The organism is Streptomyces iranensis (genome assembly GCF_017874715.1).
GTDB lineage: Bacteria > Actinomycetota > Actinomycetes > Streptomycetales > Streptomycetaceae > Streptomyces > Streptomyces iranensis.
Window position 1 is genome coordinate 38,450 of record NZ_JAGGLR010000036.1, and the last position, 23,487, is coordinate 61,936.

19 protein-coding genes and 1 pseudogene are annotated in these 23,487 nt (G+C 71.9%); 15 read left to right on the top strand and 5 right to left on the bottom strand.

Translation table 11 applies throughout. The annotated features are described in order from the left end of the window. Positions 1-134: 134 nt before the first annotated feature. The 7 genes from J2Z30_RS45190 to J2Z30_RS45220 all read left to right on the top strand — a co-directional run bounded on the left by J2Z30_RS45190 (position 135) and on the right by J2Z30_RS45220 (position 9,534). Positions 135-608, top strand: coding sequence for a carboxymuconolactone decarboxylase family protein (locus tag J2Z30_RS45190; RefSeq protein WP_044567089.1), 474 nt, complete (start codon positions 135-137; stop codon positions 606-608). A 154-nt stretch (positions 609-762) separates the two neighbouring features. Then, positions 763-1,164, top strand: a complete 402-nt coding sequence (locus tag J2Z30_RS45195) for a cupin domain-containing protein (protein ID WP_044580748.1) — start codon at positions 763-765, stop codon at positions 1,162-1,164. A 209-nt stretch (positions 1,165-1,373) separates the two neighbouring features. Further along, complete coding sequence (locus tag J2Z30_RS45200; RefSeq protein ID WP_044567087.1) at positions 1,374-2,429, top strand: maleylacetate reductase; 1,056 nt, start codon at positions 1,374-1,376, stop codon at positions 2,427-2,429. A 69-nt stretch (positions 2,430-2,498) separates the two neighbouring features. Beyond that, the gene (locus tag J2Z30_RS45205) at positions 2,499-3,368 is read left to right on the top strand and encodes a dioxygenase family protein (RefSeq protein ID WP_044567085.1); all 870 of its coding nucleotides are present in this window, start codon (positions 2,499-2,501) and stop codon (positions 3,366-3,368) included. A gap of 36 nt (positions 3,369-3,404) precedes the next feature. Further along, on the top strand, positions 3,405-6,422 hold the full coding sequence (locus J2Z30_RS45210) for an AfsR/SARP family transcriptional regulator (RefSeq protein WP_044567084.1): 3,018 nt from the start codon (positions 3,405-3,407) through the stop codon (positions 6,420-6,422). 128 nt (positions 6,423-6,550) lie between these two features. Then, positions 6,551-7,033 (top strand): flavin reductase family protein, encoded by a 483-nt coding sequence (locus J2Z30_RS45215; protein WP_245389206.1) that lies wholly within the window; start codon positions 6,551-6,553, stop codon positions 7,031-7,033. A gap of 263 nt (positions 7,034-7,296) precedes the next feature. Further along, positions 7,297-9,534, top strand: a complete 2,238-nt coding sequence (locus J2Z30_RS45220) for a helix-turn-helix transcriptional regulator (protein ID WP_209469118.1) — start codon at positions 7,297-7,299, stop codon at positions 9,532-9,534. An 18-nt stretch (positions 9,535-9,552) separates the two neighbouring features. Here the strand turns inward: J2Z30_RS45220 and J2Z30_RS45225 are convergent, their stop codons facing one another. Beyond that, positions 9,553-11,067 carry a 4-hydroxyphenylacetate 3-hydroxylase family protein gene (locus tag J2Z30_RS45225; RefSeq protein WP_044567080.1) on the bottom strand — a complete coding sequence of 505 codons (1,515 nt, stop codon included), beginning with the start codon at positions 11,065-11,067 and terminating at the stop codon, positions 9,553-9,555. A gap of 158 nt (positions 11,068-11,225) precedes the next feature. On the opposite strand from J2Z30_RS45225, the gene J2Z30_RS45230 reads away from it, so the two are divergent. Next, positions 11,226-14,081, top strand: coding sequence for a helix-turn-helix transcriptional regulator (locus J2Z30_RS45230; protein ID WP_044567077.1), 2,856 nt, complete (start codon positions 11,226-11,228; stop codon positions 14,079-14,081). 4 nt (positions 14,082-14,085) lie between these two features. Here J2Z30_RS45230 and J2Z30_RS45235 read toward each other — a convergent pair whose 3' ends face one another. Further along, positions 14,086-14,565: an Lrp/AsnC family transcriptional regulator gene (locus tag J2Z30_RS45235; RefSeq protein WP_044567075.1), complete on the bottom strand. Its 480-nt coding sequence runs from the start codon at positions 14,563-14,565 to the stop codon at positions 14,086-14,088. A 153-nt stretch (positions 14,566-14,718) separates the two neighbouring features. On the opposite strand from J2Z30_RS45235, the gene J2Z30_RS45240 reads away from it, so the two are divergent. Then, a complete protein-coding gene (locus J2Z30_RS45240; RefSeq protein WP_044567074.1) occupies positions 14,719-17,070 on the top strand; it encodes a thiamine pyrophosphate-binding protein in 2,352 nt (783 codons plus the stop codon). 8 nt (positions 17,071-17,078) lie between these two features. Here J2Z30_RS45240 and J2Z30_RS45245 read toward each other — a convergent pair whose 3' ends face one another. After that, complete coding sequence (locus tag J2Z30_RS45245) at positions 17,079-18,296, bottom strand: YbfB/YjiJ family MFS transporter (protein ID WP_044580746.1); 1,218 nt, start codon at positions 18,294-18,296, stop codon at positions 17,079-17,081. A gap of 490 nt (positions 18,297-18,786) precedes the next feature. On the opposite strand from J2Z30_RS45245, the gene J2Z30_RS45250 reads away from it, so the two are divergent. The 4 genes and pseudogenes from J2Z30_RS45250 to J2Z30_RS45265 all read left to right on the top strand — a co-directional run. Then, positions 18,787-19,500, top strand: a complete 714-nt coding sequence (locus J2Z30_RS45250) for an SDR family NAD(P)-dependent oxidoreductase (RefSeq protein ID WP_044567072.1) — start codon at positions 18,787-18,789, stop codon at positions 19,498-19,500. A gap of 315 nt (positions 19,501-19,815) precedes the next feature. Beyond that, positions 19,816-19,971 (top strand): hypothetical protein, encoded by a 156-nt coding sequence (locus J2Z30_RS45255; RefSeq protein ID WP_209469119.1) that lies wholly within the window; start codon positions 19,816-19,818, stop codon positions 19,969-19,971. Positions 19,972-19,986: 15 nt separating this feature from the next. Next, positions 19,987-20,631: a mycothiol-dependent nitroreductase Rv2466c family protein gene (locus tag J2Z30_RS45260; protein ID WP_044567070.1), complete on the top strand. Its 645-nt coding sequence runs from the start codon at positions 19,987-19,989 to the stop codon at positions 20,629-20,631. Positions 20,632-20,748: 117 nt separating this feature from the next. Beyond that, positions 20,749-20,958, top strand: a pseudogene (locus J2Z30_RS45265) (SDR family oxidoreductase); the annotation flags it as partial. Between the two features lie 29 nt (positions 20,959-20,987). Here the strand turns inward: J2Z30_RS45265 and J2Z30_RS45270 are convergent. Both J2Z30_RS45270 and J2Z30_RS45275 read right to left on the bottom strand, forming a co-directional pair. Further along, entirely contained in the window at positions 20,988-21,290 is a 303-nt protein-coding gene (locus J2Z30_RS45270) for a muconolactone Delta-isomerase family protein (protein ID WP_044567066.1), read from the bottom strand. A gap of 79 nt (positions 21,291-21,369) precedes the next feature. Continuing rightward, complete coding sequence (locus tag J2Z30_RS45275; protein ID WP_044567065.1) at positions 21,370-21,750, bottom strand: nuclear transport factor 2 family protein; 381 nt, start codon at positions 21,748-21,750, stop codon at positions 21,370-21,372. Positions 21,751-21,863: 113 nt separating this feature from the next. On the opposite strand from J2Z30_RS45275, the gene J2Z30_RS45280 reads away from it, so the two are divergent. Both J2Z30_RS45280 and J2Z30_RS45285 read left to right on the top strand, forming a co-directional pair. Further along, complete coding sequence (locus J2Z30_RS45280; protein WP_044567062.1) at positions 21,864-22,481, top strand: TetR/AcrR family transcriptional regulator; 618 nt, start codon at positions 21,864-21,866, stop codon at positions 22,479-22,481. A 50-nt stretch (positions 22,482-22,531) separates the two neighbouring features. Next, positions 22,532-23,455 (top strand): LysR family transcriptional regulator, encoded by a 924-nt coding sequence (locus J2Z30_RS45285; RefSeq protein ID WP_044567060.1) that lies wholly within the window; start codon positions 22,532-22,534, stop codon positions 23,453-23,455. Positions 23,456-23,487 lie beyond the last annotated feature (32 nt).

Sequence of the window (23,487 nt, forward strand, 5' to 3'; positions counted from 1 at the left end):
GTCGGGACCGGTCCCCATCCTCACGCGTTAGGCGGCCGGTCCCGAATCACTCGTTTATGCGATGCGCCTCGGTGCCGCGCCGATCCAGTGTGGTCAGGGAGGAACGCATAACGGCACATCTGCTGGGAGGACCCATGGATCCACGTCTCAATTACTTCGGCAATGCCCTCGCGACCAAGGTGCTGAAGCACCTCTACTCGGCCGGCAAGGTGGTGTCGGACTCGACCCTGCCGGAATCCGTTCAGCGTCTGGTGGAGATCCGCGCCAGCCAGATCAACGGCTGCGGCTTCTGCACCGACATGCACACCAAGGACGCGGCCCACGCCGGGGAGACCTCGATACGGCTCAACCTGGTCGCCGCGTGGCGGGAGGCGACCGTCTTCACCGAGGCCGAGCGCGCCGCGCTGGAGCTGGCCGAGCAGGGCACCCGGGTCGCGGACGCGGCCGGTGGGGTCACGGACGAGGTCTGGGCGAACGCCGCCAAGCACTTCGACGACGACCAGCTCGTCGCCCTGATATCCCTCATCGCCGTCATCAACAGCTACAACCGCATCAACATCATCAACCAGCAGCCGGCCGGCGGCTACCAGGTCGGCCAGTTCGGCTGAGCCAACCGCGTTCTCCCTGATGGCGCACGGCGTGTCACAGATGCGGGCCGTGCCTTTTCTTCCCTGTGATTCGAGTTGTTCGAGCCCGGAATCCCCGACGCGGATCGTCCGCCCGTTCCGGGCCGGCCCACGGAGGTGTAGCACAGTGCACGAGATGGACTCAGCGGATGGGACCGGACCCAAGATGCTGGCGGACGTCAAGCCGCCCTTCATCCCCGAGGGTGCTTCGGGGATGACCGTCCTCGTCGAGTGGCCTCCCGGCGACCCGGGGACTCCTCCGCACCGCCACTCGGGGCCGTGCTACGGCTATGTGACCGAGGGCGCGATCCGGTTCGAGCTCGAAGGTGAGCCGGAGCGCGTGATCAAGGCCGGTGAGACGCTGTTCGAGCCGGGCGGTGACCTGATCCACTACCAGAACGGCAACGCCCTGTCGGACGCCCCGAGCAAGTTCGTGGTGTTCATGCTGTGCGCGCCGGGCCAGCCGATGCTCACGCTGGTCGACGAGGAGGAGCTGGAGCAGCGGGCTCATCTGCGCCATCCGCGGCCCACGGATTGACCTGCCGAGGCTGCCGCGGCGGAGCCGAATCGTCGCCCGCACGCGCACGCGCACACCGCCATGGCCCCGGCCATGGCGGTGCCGGTCGCATGAACACGGTATTTCCACGCCGATGCCCGTCATCGCGCGCCGATTCCGTTGACGGAGATCACCCGAATGCCGAGGCTTTCTTCCATGAACAGAGCACCGGCGGGACCGAGGACATTCTGATGAAGACATTCGTGCATCGGGGGCAGATCACCAAGGTGGTTTTCGGCAGCGGTACCCGCAGCCGTATCCCCGAGGAGGCCGATGCTCTCGGATGCCGTCGGGTGCTCATCCTGTGCACCCCCGGCCAATGGGACCAGGCAGCGGAGATACGCGACCTGCTCGGTGCCACGGCAGTGGGCACGTTCGCCGAAGCGGCGCCGCACACCCCTGTCGAGATCACGGAGAAGGCGGTCGGCTACGCCGGAAGCGTGGACGCGGACTCCGTGCTCGCCATCGGTGGTGGATCGACCATCGGCCTCGGCAAGGCGATCGCCGTGCGCACCGGTCTTCCGCAGCTGGCGCTGCCCACCACCTACGCGGGCTCGGAGATGACGCCGATCCTCGGAGAGACCGAAAGCGGCAGGAAGACGACCCGCCGGCTGCCGGAAGTGCTGCTCAAGACGGTGGTGTACGACGTCGACCTGACGCTCACGCTTCCCGTGGGGATATCGGCGGTCAGCGGCGTCAACGCGATGGCGCACGCGGTGGAGGCCCTCTACGCACAGGACCGGGATCCGGTGGCCTTCCTGATGGCCGGTGAGGCGCTCGACTCCCTCACCCGATCCCTTCCGGCCATCGCGCTCCACCCGGACGACGGCGAGGCGCGGGCTGACGCGCTGTACGGGGCGTGGCTGGCGGCCACCTGCCTCGGCACGGTCGGCATGGCCCTGCACCACAAGGTGTGCCATGTGCTCGGTGGCACCTTCGGGCTTCCGCACGCCGAAACCCACACGGTCGTCCTGCCACACGTCGTCGCCTACAACGGGTCGGCGGCCCCCGAGGCCATGGCCCGCATCGCGTACGCGCTGGCCCGGGACGACGCCGCGAGCGGTCTCTTCGACTTCGCCGGGAGGCTCGGCGCCCCCAGGGCACTGCGGGACCTCGGCATGCCGGAATCGGGCATCGAGCGGGCGGCCGACCTCATCGTGCGGGACGGCTACTGGAATCCGCGGCCAGTGGAACGGACCGCGGTGCGCGCCCTCTTGACCCGCGCCTGGGCCGGCGAGACACCGTGAACGTCATCCGGTGATGAAGATGCCCGGACCGACTCCGCCACCGACACCCAACCACCACGGGAGCGCGCCATGCGTGATCTGACCAGCGACACCATCACCGATGCCGTGATCTCCACCATGCGGGACACCAAGGATGTCCGCGTCGCGGAGATCCTGGAATCGCTGGTGCGGCACCTTCACGCCTTCGTCCGCGATGTCGAGCTTACGGAGGAGGAGTGGGCCCGGGGAGTGGACTTCCTGACGCGCACCGGGCAGATGTGCACATCGACGCGCCAGGAGTTCATCCTGCTGTCCGACGTGCTGGGCATCACCATGCTGGTCGACTCCCTCAGCAACCGGCGGCCCACGGAAACCACCCAGAACAGCGTCCTGGGCCCCTTCTTCAGGGAGGACAGGCCGCGGCACGCGGACGCCGCCGACATCTCCGGAGGTCTGCCCGGGACCCCGCTGTTCTTCGAGGGACGGGTCGTGAACCGTGCGGGAGCGCCGGTGGCCGACGCGGCGGTGGACGTCTGGCACAGTGACGGGGACGGCCACTACGACGTGGATGTGCCAGGCCAGGTCGACCCGGCCATGCGCGCGCTTCTCCGCACCGACGAGACGGGACACTTCGGCTTCCGCTCCATCCGCCCGTCCAGCTACCCGATCCCGGGTGACGGCCCGGTCGGCGAACTCCTGGGCGCCACCGGCAGGTCGCTCATGCGTCCCGCCCATGTGCACCTGCTGATCGAGGCTGAGGGATTCCAGCGCGTGACCACCATGCTGTTCCCGTCGGACGACTCGTACCTGGACACGGATCCGGTGTTCGGGGTGAAGGAGTCGCTGATCACGTCCTATGACACCTACGAGGCCGGCACCGGGCCCTGCCGCGAGCTGACCGACGAGCCGTACACCGTGCTGCGGCACACCTTCGTCCTCGAACCCCGCCCCGCGGACTGATCCCGGCGGCCGCACACCATGACGAGGCGGTCATCCATGAGCGGCGGCGATCCGGGCGAGAGGGGTGGCGCCCTGCCCCGGTTGCCCGGCCATGTCATACCCCGGCCGAGGCTGGTCCGCGGGATCCATCGGCTGCTGGACCGGTACCCGGTGCTCGTCGTGGCCGCTTCGGCGGGGTCGGGCAAGACGATCGCCGTGGTCCAGGCCGCACGGGCGCTGTCCCGACCTGTCGCCTGGGTATCGCTCGCCGGGATGCCCGGCAACGCAGGTCCCGGTGCCGACGGGCCGGCGCTGACGCGCCTTCTCACGGCGGCCGTCGAGCCGCATGCGCCGGCCGCGGCGACCGCGCTGACCGATGCACTGGCGCGTGGACTCTCGGCGTCGGAGGCCGGTGTCCTGCTCGCCAGGGCGCTCGCCGGGACGGACCTGGTGCTGGTGCTCGACCGCGTGGAGACGATCGGAGGGTGCGCCGGTGCGGAGGGGCTGCTCGACGCACTCGTCGGAAGTCTGCCGGAAGGGCCGCGGCTGGTACTGATCTCCCGCGTGGAGCTGCCCCCGGGGCTCGGTGGCCTCGGCGATGTCCATCGCGTCGCCTTCCTCGAGGACGGGGAGCTGGCCTTCGACGTGGCCGAGGCCGCCGAAGCCCTGCGGGGCACCGACCGGGGCTCCGACCGGGGCGACGACCCGTCCCACCTGGTGGCGGCGACGGGCGGCTGGGTCACCGGAGTCCTGTACGACTGGTGGGGCGCCGACGCGGCCGCCTCCGCCGCACAGCACGAGTGCCTCGCGGCCGGGCTGCTGACCCAGCTCACGCCCGCGGAGGCGGCCCTGCTCATCCGTACGAGCCTGCTCGACGACGGGGTGACGGCCGAGCGGGCGGGCGCCCTCGGACTGGTGTCGCCGGACCGGACGATGGCCGCCCTCCGCGGCCGACGGCTGCCGCTCAACTGGTCCGCCGACGGCAGCCGGATGGTCGCACTGCCGCGGTTCCGTCACCATCTCCAACGGCGGATCGAATGCCTGGACGCGGACGCCCTGCGGGTGCTGCGCCGGGGGTACGCCACGTTGCTCCAGGGCCGGGGGCGCCACGAGGATGCCGTGGCCGAGCTGCTCATGAGCGGTGACACCGCCGCCGCCCGACACGTCGCCGAACGTGCGCTGCCCGATGTACTCGGGCGATTCGACCTGACGACCGCCGAGGGCTGGCTCGACCGGATGCGCCCGGCGCCCACTCCGAGCCTGGCCTCCGCGGCGCTCCGTGTCGCCTTCGGGCTCGAACAGTGCTGGCGGGGCGTGCAGTTGGCCGACCACCACGGCCGTGGGTGGTGGCGTGGCCTCGCCGAACAGCCGGGCGGCGAGGAGGACTTGGCCCTGCTGGTGTGGTGTCTCTGGCACGCTGGGAGGATCGACGGGGCGCGCGAGATCCTGGGCGTCATGCCGTCCGGGCACCCCCGCGACATCGCGGCGGCCGTGCTGGCTCTGGCGGACGACAGCGCACCCCGGCTCGCCCCGGACGTACTCGACCGGGTCGCGGGCCCCCTCGAGGCCATGGTGATGCGCCTCGCCTACCGGTCCGGCCACCTCCGCGAGCTGCGGGACAGCACCTCCGGCGCCTGGCGGAGGGTGGCGGGGACGCCATGGAGGGTCGCGGCGCTGCGCGCCGAGGGACGTATCTCCCGGGCGGAGGAGGCGTACGCGGCGGTCGGAGACGGACCGGGGCCCGTCTGGCTGGCGGCCTTCGAGGCCGCGGAGCTGATGGCGGACCTCGGACGCCGGGACGACGCGTGGTCCGCACTGCTGGCCGGGCGGCGGCGGATCGCGTCGACCGGCTCCCGCGTGTACGAGATCCTCAGCCTGCTCCTCGAGGCGAAACTGGCCCTGCGCCTGGATCGCGACCCGCCACGAGCGGCTCGGGCGCTCGCCGAGGCGGAGCGCAGAGGCTGCGCGCACTACGCGTTCACCGCGGAACTGGCCGGCACCTGGCGGGGCCTGGCGCTGCTGCTGACCGGCCGCGACCACGACGCCGTGCCCCACCTCACCACCGCGGTCTCCGCCATGCGCGGGGGCGACAGACATCTCGAACTCCCCACGGCAGCCGTCTACTTGAGCGAGGCGCTGTGGCGCACCGGCGACGAGGACGGTGCGGACGCCGCCGCCGATCTGGCCCTGGAGGTCGCGACCGCCCAGGGCCCCCGCAATCTGCTGTTGCAGGCCCTGGAGGACGTGCCCTCCGTCGCCGTGCGCCGGGCCGACGCGGAACCCACCCACTCCTCACGCTGGCACGAGCTCGTGTCCGCGCTCGCCACCGCGAGACCGGTGACCGGGTGTGCCGAACCCCTGCTGACGCTGGAGGACTTCGGCCCGGTGCGGCTGGCCGCCGACGGGCGGGAGGTCCGTCCTCGTCTGGCCAAGAGCGTCGAGTTGCTCGCCTATCTGCTGGACCAACCCTCGGCGGGCGCCAGGCGCCAGGCCCTCTTGGAGGCGCTGTTCCCCGGCCGCAGCGACGCCACGGGGCGCAGCTACCTTCGGCAGGCCGTCTACCGGCTGCGCGAGGTGCTGCCCGACGGGCTGTCGCTCCTCCAGGACGGTGACGCGTACCGCCTGACACCGGCGTCCGCCGTCGTGAGCGCCTCGGGGACCCTGCGGCGACTGCTCGCGGAAGCCGCGCGGCAGGACGGCGAGCACCGGTGGGACACCCTGCGGCGCGCCCTGGCCATCGCCGAACGCGGCTCGTACTTCGACTCCCTCTCGACCCACTGGCTCGACACCAGGCGCGCCGAACTCGACTCCGCCCTCCTGCGGGCCCGTGTGGACGCGGCGGCCGTGGCGCTGCACCTCGGCCGCGTCCGGGAGGCCCGCCGGCTCGCGCGTGCCGTGCTGGACAGCGATCCCTACCGGGAGCAGGCGTGGCGGCTCGCCCTGTGCGCCGCGGAGGCGGCCGGATCGGACGATGAACTGCTCGACCTGTACCGGGGCTATCTGGGCGTCATGAAGGAGCTGGGAGTGCCGCCGTCCGCGGACCTGCGACGGCTGGTCGACCGATTGCGCCGTTGAGCGGACGGGCCGGGTGAACTCCGGGCGGTGTCACGCCCAGGGCCGTGATTTCTCCCGCGTTAACAGCCGGAGTCGCACGCTTCACACCAGCCACCAGGGTTCAGCTCCCCTTCCACGGAGGTCCTCCGATGATGGAAACCGTTGACACCACACTCGATTTCCGAGGCGCGATGAGCCGGCTCGCCACGGGCGTCAGCGTGATCACCACCCGCTCCGGATCCACACCCATCGGCATGGCGGCGAGCGCCGTGTGCGCCCTGTCCCTGGACCCGCTCCAGCTGCTCGTGTGCGTCGGCAACCACCTGTACACGCGGACCGCGATCGCGGAGCACGGCCGCTTCGCCGTCAATGTCCTCGGCGAGGACGGCGAGCACCTGGCGCGGAACTTCGGCGCCTCCAAACCGGACAAGTTCGCGGGGGTCGAGACCGCCGACGACCACGGGGTGCCGGTGCTGAAGGACGCCATCGCGGCAGTCGTGTGCGATGTCGCCGAGGCGCTGCCCGGCGGCGATCACACCATCTTCGTGGGTGACGTCCGCCAATGCGCGCACCGGGTGGACGGCCGGCCGCTGCTCTACTTCGCGGGAGGGTTCGGCGGGTTCAGGCACTAAGCGTTCCGCTGGAAGTGCCTTGACCTGCCGTCGATCGTCCCGCGGCACCGTCGTGGCTGGTCGAGCAGTTCCCCGCGCCCCTTCGGGCGCGCCACCGAACTGCAGCCGACTTCCGCCGATCCGCTCAGCGCTGGTCGCGGCGGCCCGAAGGAGGCCGCCGCGGGGCCGTGACCGGCCCACCACCGCCCCCGATGCCGGTTCTCGCCGGGCGAGCCACGGCCGTCGGGGGCTCCGCCCGTCCCGACGACTCCACTGAAGGTGCCATGTCCCGTGCAGGTGCCATGTCCCGCTCCGTGCCGGCCTTCAAGCTGCGTCCTCCGGCCCAGCCCCCGCACCTCCTGACCCGCCCGCGTCTGCTGCGCCGGCTCGACGCGGCGACCGAGCCCGTGGTGGTGGTCTCCGCACCGGCCGGTGCCGGGAAGACCGTGCTCCTGGCCGAGTGGGCGCATGGCGCGGCGGCCCGTGGCAAGTGCGCCTGGCTCAGCCTGGACGGGTACGACAACGCCCCGGGCCGGCTCTGGGCCGGCATCCTGCGGGCGTTGCGGCAGGTACGGCCGGAACTGCCCGTCCGCCTCGACCGCGATGAGTGGACGCTCGACGCATGGCTCGAGGAGATCCTGCCGAGCCTGGTGACCGGACTGGGCGAACAGGAGCCGCTCACACTGATCCTCGACGGACTGGACTCGATCACGGACGCCGACGCGGTCCACAGCCTGGCGGACTTCCTGACCCGCCTTCCACGGGGCTTCCGTGCCGTGTCGTCGACCCGGCACGTCCCCGGAAGGCCCGTGCCGACCCTGCGCGCCCGGGGTCTGGTCGCCGAACTCGACCAGCACGACCTGGCCTTCACTCCAGAGGAGGCACAGGCCGTGCTCACCGATCTGCTCGGTGCCCCTCCGGCCGCGGACACCTCGAGCGCGCTGTACGAGGCCACCGAGGGATGGGCGGCGGGGCTGTGCGTCATGGGGCGCGTCCTCGCCCGCCCGGCCGACCAGGCCGACCCCGAACGCAACGTGGCCCACGGCAGGCAAGCGGTCTCCGAGTATCTGGCCACCGAGGTGCTGTTCCGGCTCACCACGGAACAGCGCCGGTTCCTGCTGCGCACCAGCGTGCTCGACGAGCTGAGCACCGGGCCGTGCCAGGCCCTCGCCGGGGACCGGGCGGGCGTACTGCTGCGGGAGCTCGCGCGGACCGTGCGACTGCTCGTACCCGTCGCCGCCGATCCGCCGGCGTACCGGCATCACCGGGCACTGGCCACGCTGCTCTCCGACGTCCTCACCTCCGAAGGGCCGGACACCGTCGTGTCCCTGCACCGGGCCGCCGCTCAGTGGTACTCCCGGCAGGGCGAGACGACCGCCGCCGTACGGCACTGGGTGCTCGGCGGCGATGAGCCGGCGGCCGTCGCCTCGATCCTCGGCGCCTGGGAGAAGGCGATCTCGGCGGGCCGTGGGGCGCTGGTCGCGCGGTGGCTGGACCTCCTGCCGCGCCGCACGGTCGCCGCCGACGCGCGCTTGTGCGTCGTGGCGGCGATGGCGGCTCTCTCCGGCGGCGCCCCTGAGACGGCCCGGCGCTGGCTGGACGTGGCCCGGCTCAGACAGACGGGGCCCGAGACGGTCGGCGAAGGCAGCACGGTGTCCGATGCGGCGGCCGTCGCCCAGGCCATGGCCTGCTGTCTGAAGGGGGAGGTCCTGACCGCCGACCGGCTCGGCGCGTCCGCCGTCGGCGGCACCCCGCCGTTGACGTCCTGGCGCGCCCTGGCCTGTACGGCCCGCGGCGCCGCCGCCCTGTGGACCTCCCGGTACGAGGAGGCGGAGGCACTGCTCGGCGAGGCGACGCGTGACGCACACGCCGCCGGGCACAGCCTGGCACTCGTCCGCGCCCTGGGTTTGCGGGCGCTGTGCGCGCTGCTGGCCGGACGTCACGAGCCGGTGCGCAGGCTCAGCGACGAGGCCCTCGAAGTGGCCGCGACAACCGGCCTGAGCGGGCACTTCGTCTCCGTGTCCGCCTACATCGCCCGCGCCGGTCTGCTCCTCGAAGAGGGCCGGGCCGAGGAGGCCGCACGAGTTCTGGCCGAAGCGGAAGCGGCGCTGGCGGGCCCGCCCCGGACGTCGCACGAACCCCACATCCGCGCCCTGTGCCACGCCACGCGAGCGCGACTGGAGAGCGCGCGGCGCAACGCGGACGCGGCGCGGGAGGCCCGCGAGGCGGCCGAGCGGGCGGCGTCCGGGTGCGAATCGCGCGGGGTACTGACGGACCTGCTCGGCCGAGCCGGTGAGGACACGGCCGTCGAGCCTTCCGCACCGAGGCCCCAGGATCTGTCGCCGGGGGAGCGCCGAGTGCTCCGCGCCCTGTGCGGCCCGCTGACCCTGCGTGAGATCGCCGCCGAGCTCCATGTGTCCCACAACACCGTCAAGACACAGGTACGGGCCATCTTCCGCAAACTCGACGCGCACGACAGAAGCGGTGCGGTGGCCGGGGCCCGGGAGCGCGGCGTGCTCTGACCCGGGCCCCGCACCGCGCTACGAGGCGTCCTGGCGCCGGGCGTAGTCCGCCTGGGCCGTGTACGCGGTCTCCTCCCGCTCGTCGACGCCCTCGATGCCGCAGACCTTGCGCGCGAGGTCTGCCATGCTGCCGCTCGGGGACAGCTCGGCGCGCTTCATGGTGAGGGTGCGGATGGCCAGCAGGGGCGTGCCGTTGAAGTTCTCGAAGGTGCTGATGCGGTCGCCCCAGTCGGACAGGAACAGATCGCGGATCACCCGGCTGATCCTCAGCCGGTCGTGCGGCCTCCCGACCGGTCCCGTCTGCAACGCCTCCAGCCAGGGCCGCAGTTCGGGCCGCTGCCACTGGCCCTCGGTGGGGAAGATGAGCGAGGCACGACCGGCGAGGTCGATCACCTCGTGGACCATTCCGGCGATGTTCTCGAGGTAGTACGCCCGCCCGAAGTCGAACATCAGGACGTTCGGCTTGTAGAGGCCGCCTGGGGTGGTGAACCCCTCGTCCTCCGAAGCGATCACATGCGCCCTGAGCGTCTGGTGGAAGCCGGCGAACCGGGCGATCCGGGTCTGCACCGGCGGCAGCTGGTAGGTGCCGATGTGCTCGGTGATCAGCAGGGTCAGGCCGAGCATCAGCTCGGCGCGCACCATCTGCCGGACCAGGGCCTGGTAGTGCAGCCAGTCGAAGACCCGCTGCGGGTACAGCGAGGTGTGCTTCGGGTTGCCGATGTGGAACACCCGGTCCCAGGGGATGAGCACATCCTCGAACACGATGACGCTGTCCAGTTCGTCACCCTGGGAGGCCAGCGGGTGCTCGACGTCCTCGCCGTCCCGGACGTTGCTCTCCCGGCAGATGATGGTGACCCCCGGGGTGCTGGGCTTCACCGCCCCGAAGATGATCTGCTCCGGCAGGATGCCGGGGCGGTAGAAGACCCCGATGTGGATCCAGTCCCCGAAGGCCGCGCCGGTGCTGATCGCCTTCACGCCCCGTACGGTGATGCCCTCGTCCGAGGTGCCGACCACCTGAAGGGCCGGGGACTCGGCCTGTGCGGAATCGCGCGAGCGGTCCGTCTGCGGGTCGACGAACGCCGGTGTCGTGTTGAGGTCGCCCTCCCGTGCCACGTTCCAGAAGTCGATGATGCCCTCGGTGAGGTCCCTCCCGTCGGTGCCGACGGACTGGCTGCTCCAGGGCTCCGGGTCGTCGACGTAGGTCAGCAGGACGTAGTTGTTGACGTCCGGGGTGCGCGGGACCGCCCCGGCGCCGAGCTCCCGCAGCACCGTCTCCATGTAGCGCCGCTTGCGCCGCAGGTCGTCCTTGGAGCGGTGCTGGAACCACGTCATGGACCGCCGGACGCCCTCCTCGTCCACGAACGTCATGACGTCCTGGAGGTCGGGGCGGTGGTGCAGGTCGTAGAAGTCGGCGAGCTTGCGGGCGTACGCCCGGGTCGTGGGGTGTGTGGCCACGTTGTCGACGAGCTCGTCGCCCACCCACACCGTGCGGCCGTCGTTCAGCGCCGCCAGGTATTCCTTGCCTGTACGCACGTCGTGCTCCTCTCCGGGGACAAGAGATCTGGACGGCTCGGAGCATGCGCCGCGGCGGGGTGAGCGGACGGCGCGGCACCGGAAATCACCCGGGTGAAAGCGTCCAGCGCGGGGGAACCGGCGTTGAGGGCGATGTGGCCGTGCGGCATGCTGGCCCCATGCGCAGCACAGACCCCGCGGGCGAAGTGGCCCGGGGGCGCGGGGACCGGGCCGTGGCCGGGCTGCCCCTCAGAGGACGGGACCGCGAGATCGCCGCTGTCCGTGAGGATCTGGAAGCGGTGCTTGCCGGGCGGGGCGCCCGCGTCGTCGTGGAAGGCGCGCCCGGCGTCGGCAAGAGCCGGCTGCTCGCGGAGCTGGACGGGATGGCGCGCCGGTCCGGCTTCGATGTGGTGTCCGTACGGGCCGACGAGCTCGACCAGTACGCGGCGGGAGCGGCCCTGCAGTCCGCCCTGCAGCCCTCCGACGGTCCCCACCGGGCCGCCGTGGCCACCCACGACCAGCGGCTCCGGCTGCTGGACGGCATCGCGGACGCCCTGGAGACGCGGGCCCAGCGCGCCCCGGTGGCCGTGCTGGTGGACGACGCGCAGTGGGCCGATCCGGCCACCCTCTTCGTGCTCCGCACCCTGCCCGGACGGCTGGCAGGCTCGCGGATCCTGTGGGTGCTGGCGGTACGGCCGGACGCCGAGCGGCCGACCGTGGCCACGGTGCGGGAGGACCTCGAGCGCCTCGGAGCCCGATGGCTGCCCCTCGGCCCCCTGCCGCAGCGGGAGCTGGGGCAGATCGCGGCCGATGTCCTCGGGGCGACGCCGTCACCCGGTCTGGCCCGTCGTCTGCGAGATGTCGCGGGCAACCCGTTCCTGGCGATCGAACTGGTGCGAGCCTTCGCCGGTACGGACGCCGTCAAGGTGGAGGCGGGCGTGGCGAGCCTTGTGCACGACTCCATCCCCGCCGGTTTCCGGCGGAGTGTCGCCGCGCGGCTGGACCGGCTCCCGGAGGATGCCGCGCGCCTGCTCCAGATGGGCTCCGTCCTCGGCCGTGAATTCGACCTCGGCACGGCCGCCCGGATGCTCGGCAGACGGGTCGGCAGCCTGCTGTCGGGCGTCGAGGCCGCACTGAACGCCGGTCTGCTCTCGGCCGACGGCCCGCGACTCGCCTTCCGCCACGACCTCATGCGGCAGGCCGTCCACGAGAACCTGCCGCAGGCCGTACGGACCGCTCTGCACCGGGAGGCGGCCGACAGTCTGCGTGGCATCGGGGCCCGGTCGGCCGAGGTGGCCTGGCATGTCGTCATGTCGGGCGGCCCGGTCGACGAGGAGGCCGTGACCACGCTGACCACCGCCGTACGGGAACTGTCGGCGTCGGCCCCCGACGCCGCCGCGGACCTGGCTCAGCGGATCGCCGGACTGCTGCCCCCACAGGACCGGCGCCGCGTCACGCTGCTGACCGACGCCGCCGAGTACCTCGGCCGGACCCGCCGGGTACACGAGGCCCTCGACCTGGTCGACGCCACCCTGTCGGACCGCCTCGAACCGCCGCGGGAGGCGTGTCTGCGCCTGGTGGCGGCCGAGATCCACCAGGCCGCGGGCGACGACACCGCCGCGATGACACACCTCCGGCGGGCTCTGGACCTTCCGGCGCTGCCGACCGATGTGCGCGTCCGGCTGTTGAAGACCAAGGGGACGGGCCATGTGTACCTCGGGGACATCACCGCCGCCGAGCAGACCGATACCGGGCTGGTCGCGGCCGCCTACCGCGGCGACGATCCGGCCGTCGTCGTCAGCGCCATGGTGTTCCAGTCGCAGACGTCCTTCTACCGCGGGCGCCTCGCCCGCGCCGTCGAGCTCGCCGAGGAGGCCGCCGGGCGCGCCGGTACGGAGTCCGGCGCGCTCTATCTGCGGCCCCCGCGGATCCCGGCGCTGTGGCTGGCCATGGCGCTGCTCGCCACCGACCGGCTCGCGGACACCGAGCGGATCCTGCGGGACGGACAGCGCGAGGCGGAGGCGCTGGGCCTCGGCTGGTCACTTCCGCACTGGCATGCCACCCGTGCCTGCGCCCTCCTCGAACAGGGGGCGCTGGACGACGCGGCCGTGGAGGCCGAGGCCAGTCTGACGGTGGCGGACGAACTCGAGATCACCCGACCGAACGCGCGGGCCTGGTCCGTGCTGGCACTGGTGGAGATCCGGCGTGGTGACCTCGCCAGGGCGAGGGACCATCTCCGCGCCGCCGAAGCCGGTCCCGACCCGACCACGCAGCGGTACGGCCGGTGGGTGGCGCTCGCGCGGGCCTGTCTGGCGGACGCGGAGGGCGGCCTTGACACCCCGGCGGCAGTGGCACTCACGGCCGGCTTCGGGGACCGTGAGCCGACGCGGCTGCTGGCGGTGACGCCGTCCCACTGGCCCGGGATCGTGCGCATCGCGCTCCGCGGCGGGGACCCGTCGGTCGCGGAGGCCGTGTCCGCCGCCCTGCGCGGCCTGACCGCGCGGGACGACAGCCAGCGGATCATCCGGGCGGTCCGCGCCCATGTGGACGGCCTGCTCCACGGCGATCCCCGTGGACTGGAGTCCGCGATCAGCGCCTACCGGAGCGGTGGCAGACCGCTGGCCCTGGCCGCGGCCTGCGAGGATCTCGGCGAACTCCTGGCCGCTTCCGCCGATACGGCCCCGGCGATCCCGTACCTCGAGGAAGCGGGTGAGCTGGCGTCGGCCTCAGGAGCCCTGCGCGACCACGAACGGATCAGAGGGCGCCTCCGGCGGCTCGGTGTGCGCACCGGGGCCCCACGGCACCACACCACCGGCCCCCCGGGGTGGGGGAACCTGACCCGATCCGAGCGGAGACTGATCCCGCTCGTGGTGGACGGACTCACCAACCGGGCCATCGCCGACCGGCTCTATGTGTCCATTCACACCGTCAACACCCACATGAGGCACATCTTCACCAAGCTCGGCATCAACACGCGCGTCGAACTGACCCGGCTGGCGCTCGAACGGGGTGGCATCGCCGACGGGGCGTCCTGAACGCTCACTCCGCAGCGGCACGGCGCAGCAGCGGGGTGAGGCGGTGCGGCACCAGCTCGCGCATGGCCAGGGCCGTCGTCGTGCGCTCGATGCCGGGAACGGCGAGGATCTGCCCTGCGATCCGGTACAGATCCTCCGCGTCCACGGCGACCACCCGTACGAGCAGATCCGTCTCGCCGCTGAGGCCGAAGACCTCCACGACTTCGGCGATGCCCGCCAGTGCCTCGGACACCTCGGCCAGCCGGCGCTGATCGACCCGCGCGGTGACGAACGCGGTGAGCGGATGGCCCAGCGCGTTCGGGGTGATCCGCCGTTCGAAGGAGCCCAGCGCGCCGCCCTGCTCCATTCTGGCCACCCGCGCCTGGACCGTGTTGCGGGACAACCCCAGCTGCTCGGCCAGGGCGACGACGGTGGCCCGTGGCTGGGCGGCGAGGGCGAGCAGGATCCGCGCGTCGGTGGCGTCCACCCCTCGCTCACTGTTCATAGTGCTCAATCGACGTCCCTCATTCGACCCGGAGCATGAGCAGAATGCTCAACGAAAGAGAAGCATCTTGTGCAGTTGAAGAGCTATCTGTCTACTGACGGAGCACAAAATCATTTTCCCACGGCGTGGTGCGGATAGCGGAGGCGGTCGGTGATGGTCCTGGACCCGGAGCTGAGAGCGATCGGCGGTAACGGCTCGGGCCGTGCCCGGACGGAGGAGCTCGCCGTGCTGGAGGCGGTCGGGCAGCGGGTGCTGTGGCTGTCCACCGCGATCATCGACCATGCCAACCGGGTGCGGCCGAACCCCTCGGGGCTGAAGGTCGGCGGTCACCAGGCGTCCAGCGCCTCGATGTCCTCGATCATGACGGCGCTGTGGTTCCACGCGCTCAACCCTGAGGACCGGGTGTCGGTCAAACCCCATGCCTCACCCGTGCTGCACGCCATCAACTACCTGCTGGGCGAGCTGGACGAGTCCTACCTGACCACCCTGCGCGCCTTCGGCGGCCTGCAGAGCTACCCCAGCCGGGCCAAGGACCCCGACCCGGTCGACTACTCCACCGGCTCGGTCGGCATCGGCGCCACCGCCCCCCTGTGGGGCGCCCTCGCACGGCGCTATGTGGAGGGCCGCTTCGGCGGGGCGGGGAGAGGACGGCAGTACTCCCTGCTGGGCGACGCGGAGCTGGACGAGGGCGCGATCTGGGAGGCGATCCAGGACCCGATGGTGCCCAGCCTGGGCGAGGCGGTGTGGGTCGTCGACCTGAACCGGCAGTCCCTGGACCGGGTCGTCCCCGGCATCGCCGCGGACCGGCTGCAGGGCATGTTCGCCGCGGCCGGCTGGCAGGTCATCAGCCTCAAGTACGGGCACGCGCTGCGGGAGTTGTTCGCGCGGCCGGGCGGCGAGGCCCTGCACGCCCGTATCGACGCCATGGACAACCCCGAGTACCAGCGCCTGCTGCGCTGCTCCGCCGACGAGTTGCGCGAGCGCCTGCCCGGCAGCGGCTCCACCGCCGGGCCGATCGCGGACCTGATCGCCCCCCTGGACGACGCCTCGCTGCTGGCGGCGCTGCGCAACCTGGGAGGGCACGACATCGGCGCGCTGATGGACGCGTTCGACAGCGTCGACGACACCCGACCGACCGTCATCTTCGCGTACACGGTGAAGGGCTACGGGCTGCCCACCGAGGGCCATCCGCAGAACCACTCCTCCCTGCTGACCGCCGACCAGATGAGGACCCTGGCCGACCGCCTGGGAACGGACCCCGACCGGCCGTGGGCGGCCTTCGCCGCCGGATCGCCGGAAGCGGCCCGGTGCGCGGCGGCCGCCGGGCGGCTGCGCCGCCCCGGACACGCGTCGCGGCAGGCCCCCGAGGTCCCCGCCGACCTCGCCCGCCCGGCACCGACCGGCTCCGGCAACACCCAGCAGGCCCTCGGACGCGTCCTGCTGGACCTCACCCGGCGGGCGCCGGAGGCGGCCGCCCGGATCGTGACCGTCAGCCCGGACGTCAGCTCCACCACCAACCTCGGCGGCTGGCTCAACAAGGTCGGTGTGTGGTCGCCGACCGAGCGCCCCAACTGGTTCGCCGATGACGCCGAGACGATCCTGCACTGGCGGGAGCGGCCCACCGGCCAGCATGTGGAGCTGGGCATCGCGGAGACCAACCTGGTCGGCCTGCTCGGCGAGCTGGGTGCCACCTGGAGCCGCTGGGGCCAGCCGCTGCTGCCCATCGGCGTCGTCTACGACCCCTTCGTCAACCGGGCCCTGGAGCCGTGGTCGTTCGGCATCTACGCGGGCGGCCAGTCGATCCTGATCGGCACGCCGTCCGGGGTCACGCTCGCCCCGGAGGGCGGCGCCCACCAGTCGATCACCACACCCTCACTGGGCATCGAACAGCCCGGCTGCGTCACCTTCGAGCCCGCGTTCGCGATCGACACCGAATGGTGTCTGCTGGCCGCACTGGGCAACCTCGGTCGGCCGGACGGGAGTTCGGCCTATCTTCGGCTGTCCACCCGGCCCGTCGACCAGTCCGCGGCCGACGTGCCCGGCGACCCGGCCGCCCGCGAGCGCCGCCGCCGGCAGGTGACCGCGGGAGCGTACCGGCTGCGCCGTCACGAGAGGCCCGTGGTGACCCTCGCCGCGATGGGCGCCCTGATCCCGGAGGCCCTGGCCGCCGCCGACCGGCTCGCCGCCCTCGGCCACGGCGCCGACGTGGTCTGTGTGACCAGCCCGGACCTGCTCTTCCGCGCGCTTCAGGCCCGCCGCGGCCTGTCGCAGGACCCGAGCTGGATCCTCGACCAGGTCTTCCCCGCCGACCGGGCCACACCGCTGGTCACCGTGCTGGACGGCCATCCGCACACGCTGGCCTTCCTGAGCACGGTCCAGAACACGCCGGTCACCACCCTCGGTGTGTCGCGGTTCGGCCAGAGCGGTGCGATCGAGGACGTCCACCGCTACCACGGCATCGACACGGACAGCATCGTCACCGCCGCGCTGGACCTCGTCGACTGAAGGCGGGGTCAGTCCGTCCGGGCCTCGGCGGTGCCGAGGCCCGTGGACTGCCGGTCGGGTGCGGGCTCCGCACGGACGACCGGGTGGCCGAGCGCGGGCATGTGGTGGGGGAACCCGATCCGGAGGAGGGCCGCCGCGACAGCGGAGGCCAGCACGACCACCGCCGCGAGGAGCAGGGCCTGGTGGTACCCGTGGCGCAGCAGCGGGGTGGCGACCAGTGGGCCGAGGATCTGGCCCACCGAGTATCCGGCCGTCAGCAGCGCGACCGCGCGGGGGAAGCGCAGATGCGCGCCGGTCGCGAGCGCGAGGGTGCTGACGCCGATGAACGTGGCGCCGAAGAGCACCGCGGAGATCAGCGCCGCGGCGACGCCCCCGATCAGCGCGGGCAGGGCGATGCCGACGGCCTGGACGCCCAGCGCGGCCAGCAGGAGGCTGGGGCGGGACCAGCGCCGCCCCAGCCCCGCCCACAGCGCGGAGGACGGAATGGCCGCGAGGCCCACCAGCACCCAGGCACCGCCGCCGATCCAGCCGGGGGAACTCTGCTCGATGGCCGCCACCAGGAAGGTACCGGCGATGATGTAGCCGACGCCCTCCAGCGTGTACGAGGCGAAGAGCGCGGTGAACCAGCGATGGGTGCGCGGGCCGCTCGCCCGCCGTTCCGCTGCGGGCCGGGAAGTGACGGGCCGGGAAGTGGCGGGCCGGGAAGTGGCGGGCACCGACGCGGGCGCGGGTTCCGGCCGCAGGAACCACGCGGGAAGGGCGAGCAGCGCGCTCAGTCCGGCGGAGGCCCACCACGCGGCCTGCCAGTCCGCGATGGTGCGCAGGGCGAGGACGAGCGATCCGGACAGGGCGATACCGGCTCCGACGCCGCCGAAGGCCCACCCGGGCAAGTGGGCGGGATGGTCGCGCAGATGGCTGAGCAGCGAGCTGACGGCGATGACGAAGATCACCGCACTGACCACTCCCGCGCACAGCCGGAGCAGCAGCCATGCACCGGTGGCGTGGGTCAGTGGCATCGCGGCCAGGGACACCGCCAGCACCACCAGACAACTCCGCAGCACGGCGGGGGAGCGCATCAGACGCGGCAGGAAGGTTCCGGCGAGCGCGCCGATCAGATACCCGACATAGTTGGCGGTGGCGAGATTCGCACCCGTCGCCGCGGACAGCCCGGCCTGAGTGTGCATCAGGGGAAGAATCGGCGTGTAGACGAAACGGCCGACACCCATGCCCGCCCCCAGCGCGGCGGCCGCCTGCGCGACATGGGTCCAGGGCGAGTGGCGGACGCTCCAGGAGCCGGTGGCGTGGGGGCGCGGAGCTGCTGCGGTCACGATGTGGTCCTCGACGGTTTCGCGGTACGGAAGCCTGGGGGGCGTTACGCTCCCATGGCCTCAGACTGCGCCCGCCGCCAGGGCGAATGCCACGATCGGCTTCCTCCCTCCTGGTAGGCCCGGCCTCTTACGGGCACCACGCACGCGGAGGTGCGGACCCTCCTCTCCCCGGCCTCGATGCCTCGGACGGACCGGCCTGACCAGGGCATCGCTGCGACCGGCTTCCTCCCGTCTGGTAGGCGCCGGCTCCCACCGCAGGTCACAGCCGTGCGGGGGCGGTGGGGCGCGCTCGCTGTTCCTGGATGTTTGTCGACCGGTCGTCTATGTTCATGGAAGGGCCGGTGATCAGCGCCGGTCCGGACACCCCACCCCACTGGAGACAGTCACCATGAGCACTTCCGGTCAGCAGGTCGCCGTCATCACCGGCGCGTCCCAGGGCATCGGCGCGGGCCTGGTCGAGGCGTACCGCAAGCTCGGCCATGCCGTCGTCGCCACCTCACGAGGGATCGCCCCCTCTTCCGACCCCGAGATCCTGACCGTCCAGGGCGACATCGCCGACCCCGCCACCGCCGAGCGCGTGGCCGGTGCCGCCATCGAGCGCTTCGGCCGCATCGACACCCTGGTCAACAACGCCGGCATCTTCGTCGCCAAGCCCTTCACCGAGTACACGCAGGCGGACTACGACGCGGTCACCGGCGTCAACCTCGGCGGTTTCTTCCGCATCACCCAGCTCGCCACCGAGCAGATGCTCCGCCAGGGCGGCGGACACATCGTCCAGATCACCACCAGCCTGGTCGACCACGCCCACTCCGCGGTCACCTCCGTACTGGCCTCCCTCACCAAGGGCGGACTGCAGTCGGCCACGAAGGCCCTGGCCATCGAATACGCCACCCGCGGCATACGCAGCAACGCCGTGTCCCTCGGCATCATCAGGACGCCGATGCACCCGGCGGAGTACCACGAGACACTCGCCGCCCTCCACCCGGTCGGCCGGATGGGCGAAATCGGCGACATCGTCGACGCCGTGGTCTACCTGGAGAACGCCCCGTTCGTCACCGGCGAGATCCTCCACGTCGACGGCGGCCAGAGCGCCGGCCACTGACCCCGGGCCGCCTGCCCCGGGCGCCGGTACAGGGCGCCCCGGGCACGCCCTTGCCCTTCGCCCAGGAGGCGCCGGCCGCCGGGCACCGGGTCGTCGTCGACCGGATCGAGCGCGGGATCGGCCCGATCGACGTGCTGATCAGCACGTCTACGGGACCGTGGCGGCCATCCGGGCCGTCCTGCCTTATCTGAGACGCCGCCGCGGCGGACACATCGTCACCCTGCCGTCCATGGCCGGTCTCACCGCGCTGCCCGCAAGGCCAAGGACGGCAACCGGACCGGCGACCCGGCCCGCGCCGCCAAGGCCCTGCTAACCGTGCTGACCGTGCTGGACGCCGAAGACCCGCCCGTGCATCTGGTGCTCGGCAGCGATGCGCCGCGCTTGATCGAGCCGGGCCGGCAACGACTCCAGAACGACATCGACGACTGGGCCCATCTGACGGCTTCCACCGACTTCCCGACCGATCACTGAACCACTGGACACCACATGCCCCCTGTACCGTCGCCCCTGCCGGTCGACTTCTGGTTCGACCCCGTCTGCCCGTGGACATGGCTGACCTCTCGCTGGATGCTGGAGGTCCGCAAGACCCGGCCCGTCGACATCACCTGGCACGTCATGAGTCTGGCGGTCCTCAACGAGACGCGCCTGGACGAGTTGCCGGAGCACATCCGCGACCTCATGGACCGGGCCTGGGCACCGGTTCGCACCCTGATCGCGGCGCAGATCGCCTTCGGCGCCGACGTGCTGGAGCCCCTCTACACCGCTCTCGGCACCCGGTACCACCTCAACCAGGAACCCAGGACCCGCGCCACCATCGAAGCGGCGCTCGGCGAGGCCGGGTTGCCTGCCGACCTCGCCGACGCCGGTGACACCGACGCCTACGACGAAGCACTGCGCTTGTCGCATCGCGAGGGCATCACCTTGGTCGGTTCGGAGGTGGGCAGTCCCATCATCGCCGTGCCGGGTCCGCACACGCCGTCGGGCAAGGTCGCCTTCTTCGGTCCCGTCGTCACACCGGCGCCCAAGGGTGAGGAGGCGGCCCGCCTGTGGGACGGGACCCTCGCCGTCGCTTCCACGCCCGGCTTCTACGAGATCAAGCGCAGCCGCGCCGTCGGCCCGCTCTTCGACTGAGCCCCGCCACCCGACGTGACACGCCGGGGCGCCGGCGCCGGGAGGAATCCGGTGCCGCCGTCCCGGCGTGCGGGTGCGCCGCTGCCGGGCGCATCATGGAGACGGCACTATGGCCTCGTGAGCGGGGTCAACCTGCGTGGCTTCTCCGAAACTTCCCGCAGCGCCGTCGCCGCGATGCTCTCCCGGGACGGTGGCGGCCACGTGGTGAACCTTTCCACGAGCCTGGTCGACCACGCCAACTCACGGACGCCCTCAGCGCTCGCCTCGCTGACCAAGGGCGGACTGAACGCGGTCACCAGGGCGCTGGCGATCGAGTACGCGGCCCGTGGCATCCGGGTCGACGACCGTCGCACTGGTCAACGCGATCGTCTACCTCGACCCGGGTCATTGGGGTGCGGCTGCACGGCGGTGACCACCGCGGTCATCCAGGGCCACAGCGGCAGCGTACCGAGCACCTTCTCGTGCAGCTCGGCCTCGTCGGCGGCCCGCCACAGACCGATACTGCGCAGTTCACCCACCGGACGCCACAGCCTGGCCAGGTGGCCGGTGGCGGTCAGTTCCCGGGCCCGTACCGCTTCGGCCGCACGGCGACGGTCGACCTCGGCCGGGTCGGTGCCCTCGGGGACGGTGGTGGTGAGCTCGACCAGGAACTCTTTCATGGCTTTTCCTCTCTCGGGCCCCTGCGGGGGCCAGGCCGTGCGGCGCGCCCGGCCTGGCATCGCGCGATCGTCGCCGGCCTCAGTGATCAGCGACGATCCGGGAGACGTGGTACTGGCGGATCCGCCAACTGCCGTCCTCGTGCTGGAGGACCAGCGACAGGTGCACCGGGGCCTCCCAGCCCGTCGGATCCCGGAAGGTGACGTCGGCGAAGCCACCGGCCACGTGTTCGCCGATCCGGTAGCCGTGGACGTCCCCGAGATGAGCCCTGCGGTAGTCCGGAACGGCCTCGTAGTAGCCGCGCACCGCGTCCCGGCCGGAGATCGTCCCGGGACCGAATCCCTGGAAGAGGGCGTCGGGTGTGAACAGGTCGGCCATGACGTCCGCCTGGTGGCTGTCGAAGGCGGTCTGCCAGTGCCTCAGCACCTCGTGCATCGGGTCGTTCACTGCGTCGGTACTCACGGCGTCGGCTCCTCCAACGGGAGAGTGCGGGGGCGGGGTTGTTCGCGGATGGAGGGTCATCAGTAGATGACCGGTCTAGTAAAAAGGTAGTCGATCGGTCGTATACTGGCAACATGGGACGGACGAGTGATGCCAGGGAAAAGATCCTCAGCGCTGCGCGGTCGCTCATCGAGCTGCGCGGCTACTCGGCTCTGGGGGTGGCCGAGATCTGTAAGACGGCCGGAGTGCCCAAGGGCAGTTTCTACTACTTCTTCGAGTCCAAGGAGGCCCTCGCGCTGGCCGTGATCGACGAGCACTGGACCGCCCAGCGGCATGACTGGACCCGCATCCTGAACAGCGACGCGCGGCCACTGCGGCGGCTACGGCGGCTGTTCGAGGAGACGGAGGCCGCCCAGCACGCCGGCCAGCGGAGCTGCGGGACCGTTTCGGGCTGCATGTTCGGGAACCTCACCCTGGAGATGAGCAATCAGACCGAAGCCGTCCGCAAGCGGCTACAGGAGATCTTCGAGACCCAGGTCGAGATGGTCGACTCGGTCATCGCCGATGCCGTCGAGCGTGACGAGGCCACCGTCGCCGACACCCGCGAAGCCGCTCGGTCCGTGGTCGCGCAGCTCGAGGGCCAGGTCCTGTTCGCCAAGCTCTACAACGACGCTTCCCGGCTCAGCGCGGTGTGGCCGAACTGCCTGGCGTTGCTGGGAGCTCGCACACCGCAGGCGCCGGTCGGCGCCTGAGGCGAGGGCCGGTGATCCGCTCATGGGTGCCGCCTCCCACCGCGGGTAGCATGGCGATCGTGGAGCTGCGTCAGTTGCGGTATTTCGTCGCGGTGGCCGAGGAGCTGAACTTCGGCCGGGCCGCGGAGCGGCTCCTTATCGCCGGTCCCTCCCTGTCCCAGCAGATCAAGGCGCTGGAACGGGACCTCGGGGTCCGGCTCTTCGACCGCGACCGCCGTTCGGTGGCCCTCACTCCGGCCGGAGCGGCCCTGCTCCCGCACACCCGGGACCTGCTCGACCGCGCCGACGATCTCCGCAACCGCGCCGCGAGGATCGCGGGCTCGGAACCGGTCCGGCTCGGATACGTCAACTGGCTGCCCTCGGACCTGACCGCCCGCGCCTCGTCCGTGGCGCGCCTGCACATCGACGCATGGGTGGCGCCCTCCCACGCCCAGGCTGCCCGCGTCGCGGACGGCAGCCTCGACCTCGCGGTGTGCTGGATCCGTACGGACGATCTGGAGAAGCGCGGGCTCAGCGCCCGGCTGATCGGAGCGGACCGGCTCTACGCCGTCTCGGTCGGGCAGGACACCGGCGAGGTCCGCGCCCAGGACACCGTCGTTCTGCTGGACGACGACGCCACCACATGGGTGTCCTGGAACGACTACGCGGAGCGGCTGGCCGCCGACACCGGCGCCCCCGCCGTGCGCATCACGGACGGCGGTGTCACCGGCCCCGTGTTCTTCGACCACGTACGCCGTCGCGGGCGGCCCATCCTCAACTCGCCCAAGGGCCAGACCGCTCCACTGCCGCCTGATCTGGTGATGCGTCCCGTGGTCGAGCCGAAGGTCTATTGGACCTGGTCCCTCGTCTGGCGCCGGGAAGAGCTCCGCCCGGCCGTTCTGAGCACCGTGGACGCCCTGACGGAAGGCGTCGGCGACCTCGGCATCCACGCGCCGGACGCATGGCTTCCCGACGGGGATCCGTGCAAGCGGTAGTTCCCCTCTCGTCGGACCTCGTGGGGCATGGC

Excerpts from the sequence above, each read along its gene's own strand:
- J2Z30_RS45240 (WP_044567074.1), top strand. The coding sequence starts at position 14,719 with ATGGTCCTGGACCCGGAGCTGAGAGCGATCGGCGGTAACGGCTCGGGC.
- J2Z30_RS45215 (WP_245389206.1), top strand. The coding sequence starts at position 6,551 with ATGATGGAAACCGTTGACACCACACTCGATTTCCGAGGCGCGATGAGC.
- J2Z30_RS45270 (WP_044567066.1), bottom strand. The coding sequence starts at position 21,290 with ATGAAAGAGTTCCTGGTCGAGCTCACCACCACCGTCCCCGAGGGCACC.
- J2Z30_RS45280 (WP_044567062.1), top strand. The coding sequence starts at position 21,864 with ATGGGACGGACGAGTGATGCCAGGGAAAAGATCCTCAGCGCTGCGCGG.
- J2Z30_RS45205 (WP_044567085.1), top strand. The coding sequence starts at position 2,499 with ATGCGTGATCTGACCAGCGACACCATCACCGATGCCGTGATCTCCACC.
- J2Z30_RS45195 (WP_044580748.1), top strand. The coding sequence starts at position 763 with ATGGACTCAGCGGATGGGACCGGACCCAAGATGCTGGCGGACGTCAAG.
- J2Z30_RS45230 (WP_044567077.1), top strand. The coding sequence starts at position 11,226 with ATGCGCAGCACAGACCCCGCGGGCGAAGTGGCCCGGGGGCGCGGGGAC.
- J2Z30_RS45190 (WP_044567089.1), top strand. The coding sequence starts at position 135 with ATGGATCCACGTCTCAATTACTTCGGCAATGCCCTCGCGACCAAGGTG.
- J2Z30_RS45285 (WP_044567060.1), top strand. The coding sequence starts at position 22,532 with ATGGCGATCGTGGAGCTGCGTCAGTTGCGGTATTTCGTCGCGGTGGCC.
- J2Z30_RS45235 (WP_044567075.1), bottom strand. The coding sequence starts at position 14,565 with ATGAACAGTGAGCGAGGGGTGGACGCCACCGACGCGCGGATCCTGCTC.
- J2Z30_RS45245 (WP_044580746.1), bottom strand. The coding sequence starts at position 18,296 with ATGGGTGTCGGCCGTTTCGTCTACACGCCGATTCTTCCCCTGATGCAC.
- J2Z30_RS45260 (WP_044567070.1), top strand. The coding sequence starts at position 19,987 with ATGCCCCCTGTACCGTCGCCCCTGCCGGTCGACTTCTGGTTCGACCCC.
- J2Z30_RS45250 (WP_044567072.1), top strand. The coding sequence starts at position 18,787 with ATGAGCACTTCCGGTCAGCAGGTCGCCGTCATCACCGGCGCGTCCCAG.
- J2Z30_RS45220 (WP_209469118.1), top strand. The coding sequence starts at position 7,297 with ATGTCCCGTGCAGGTGCCATGTCCCGCTCCGTGCCGGCCTTCAAGCTG.
- J2Z30_RS45210 (WP_044567084.1), top strand. The coding sequence starts at position 3,405 with ATGAGCGGCGGCGATCCGGGCGAGAGGGGTGGCGCCCTGCCCCGGTTG.
- J2Z30_RS45200 (WP_044567087.1), top strand. The coding sequence starts at position 1,374 with ATGAAGACATTCGTGCATCGGGGGCAGATCACCAAGGTGGTTTTCGGC.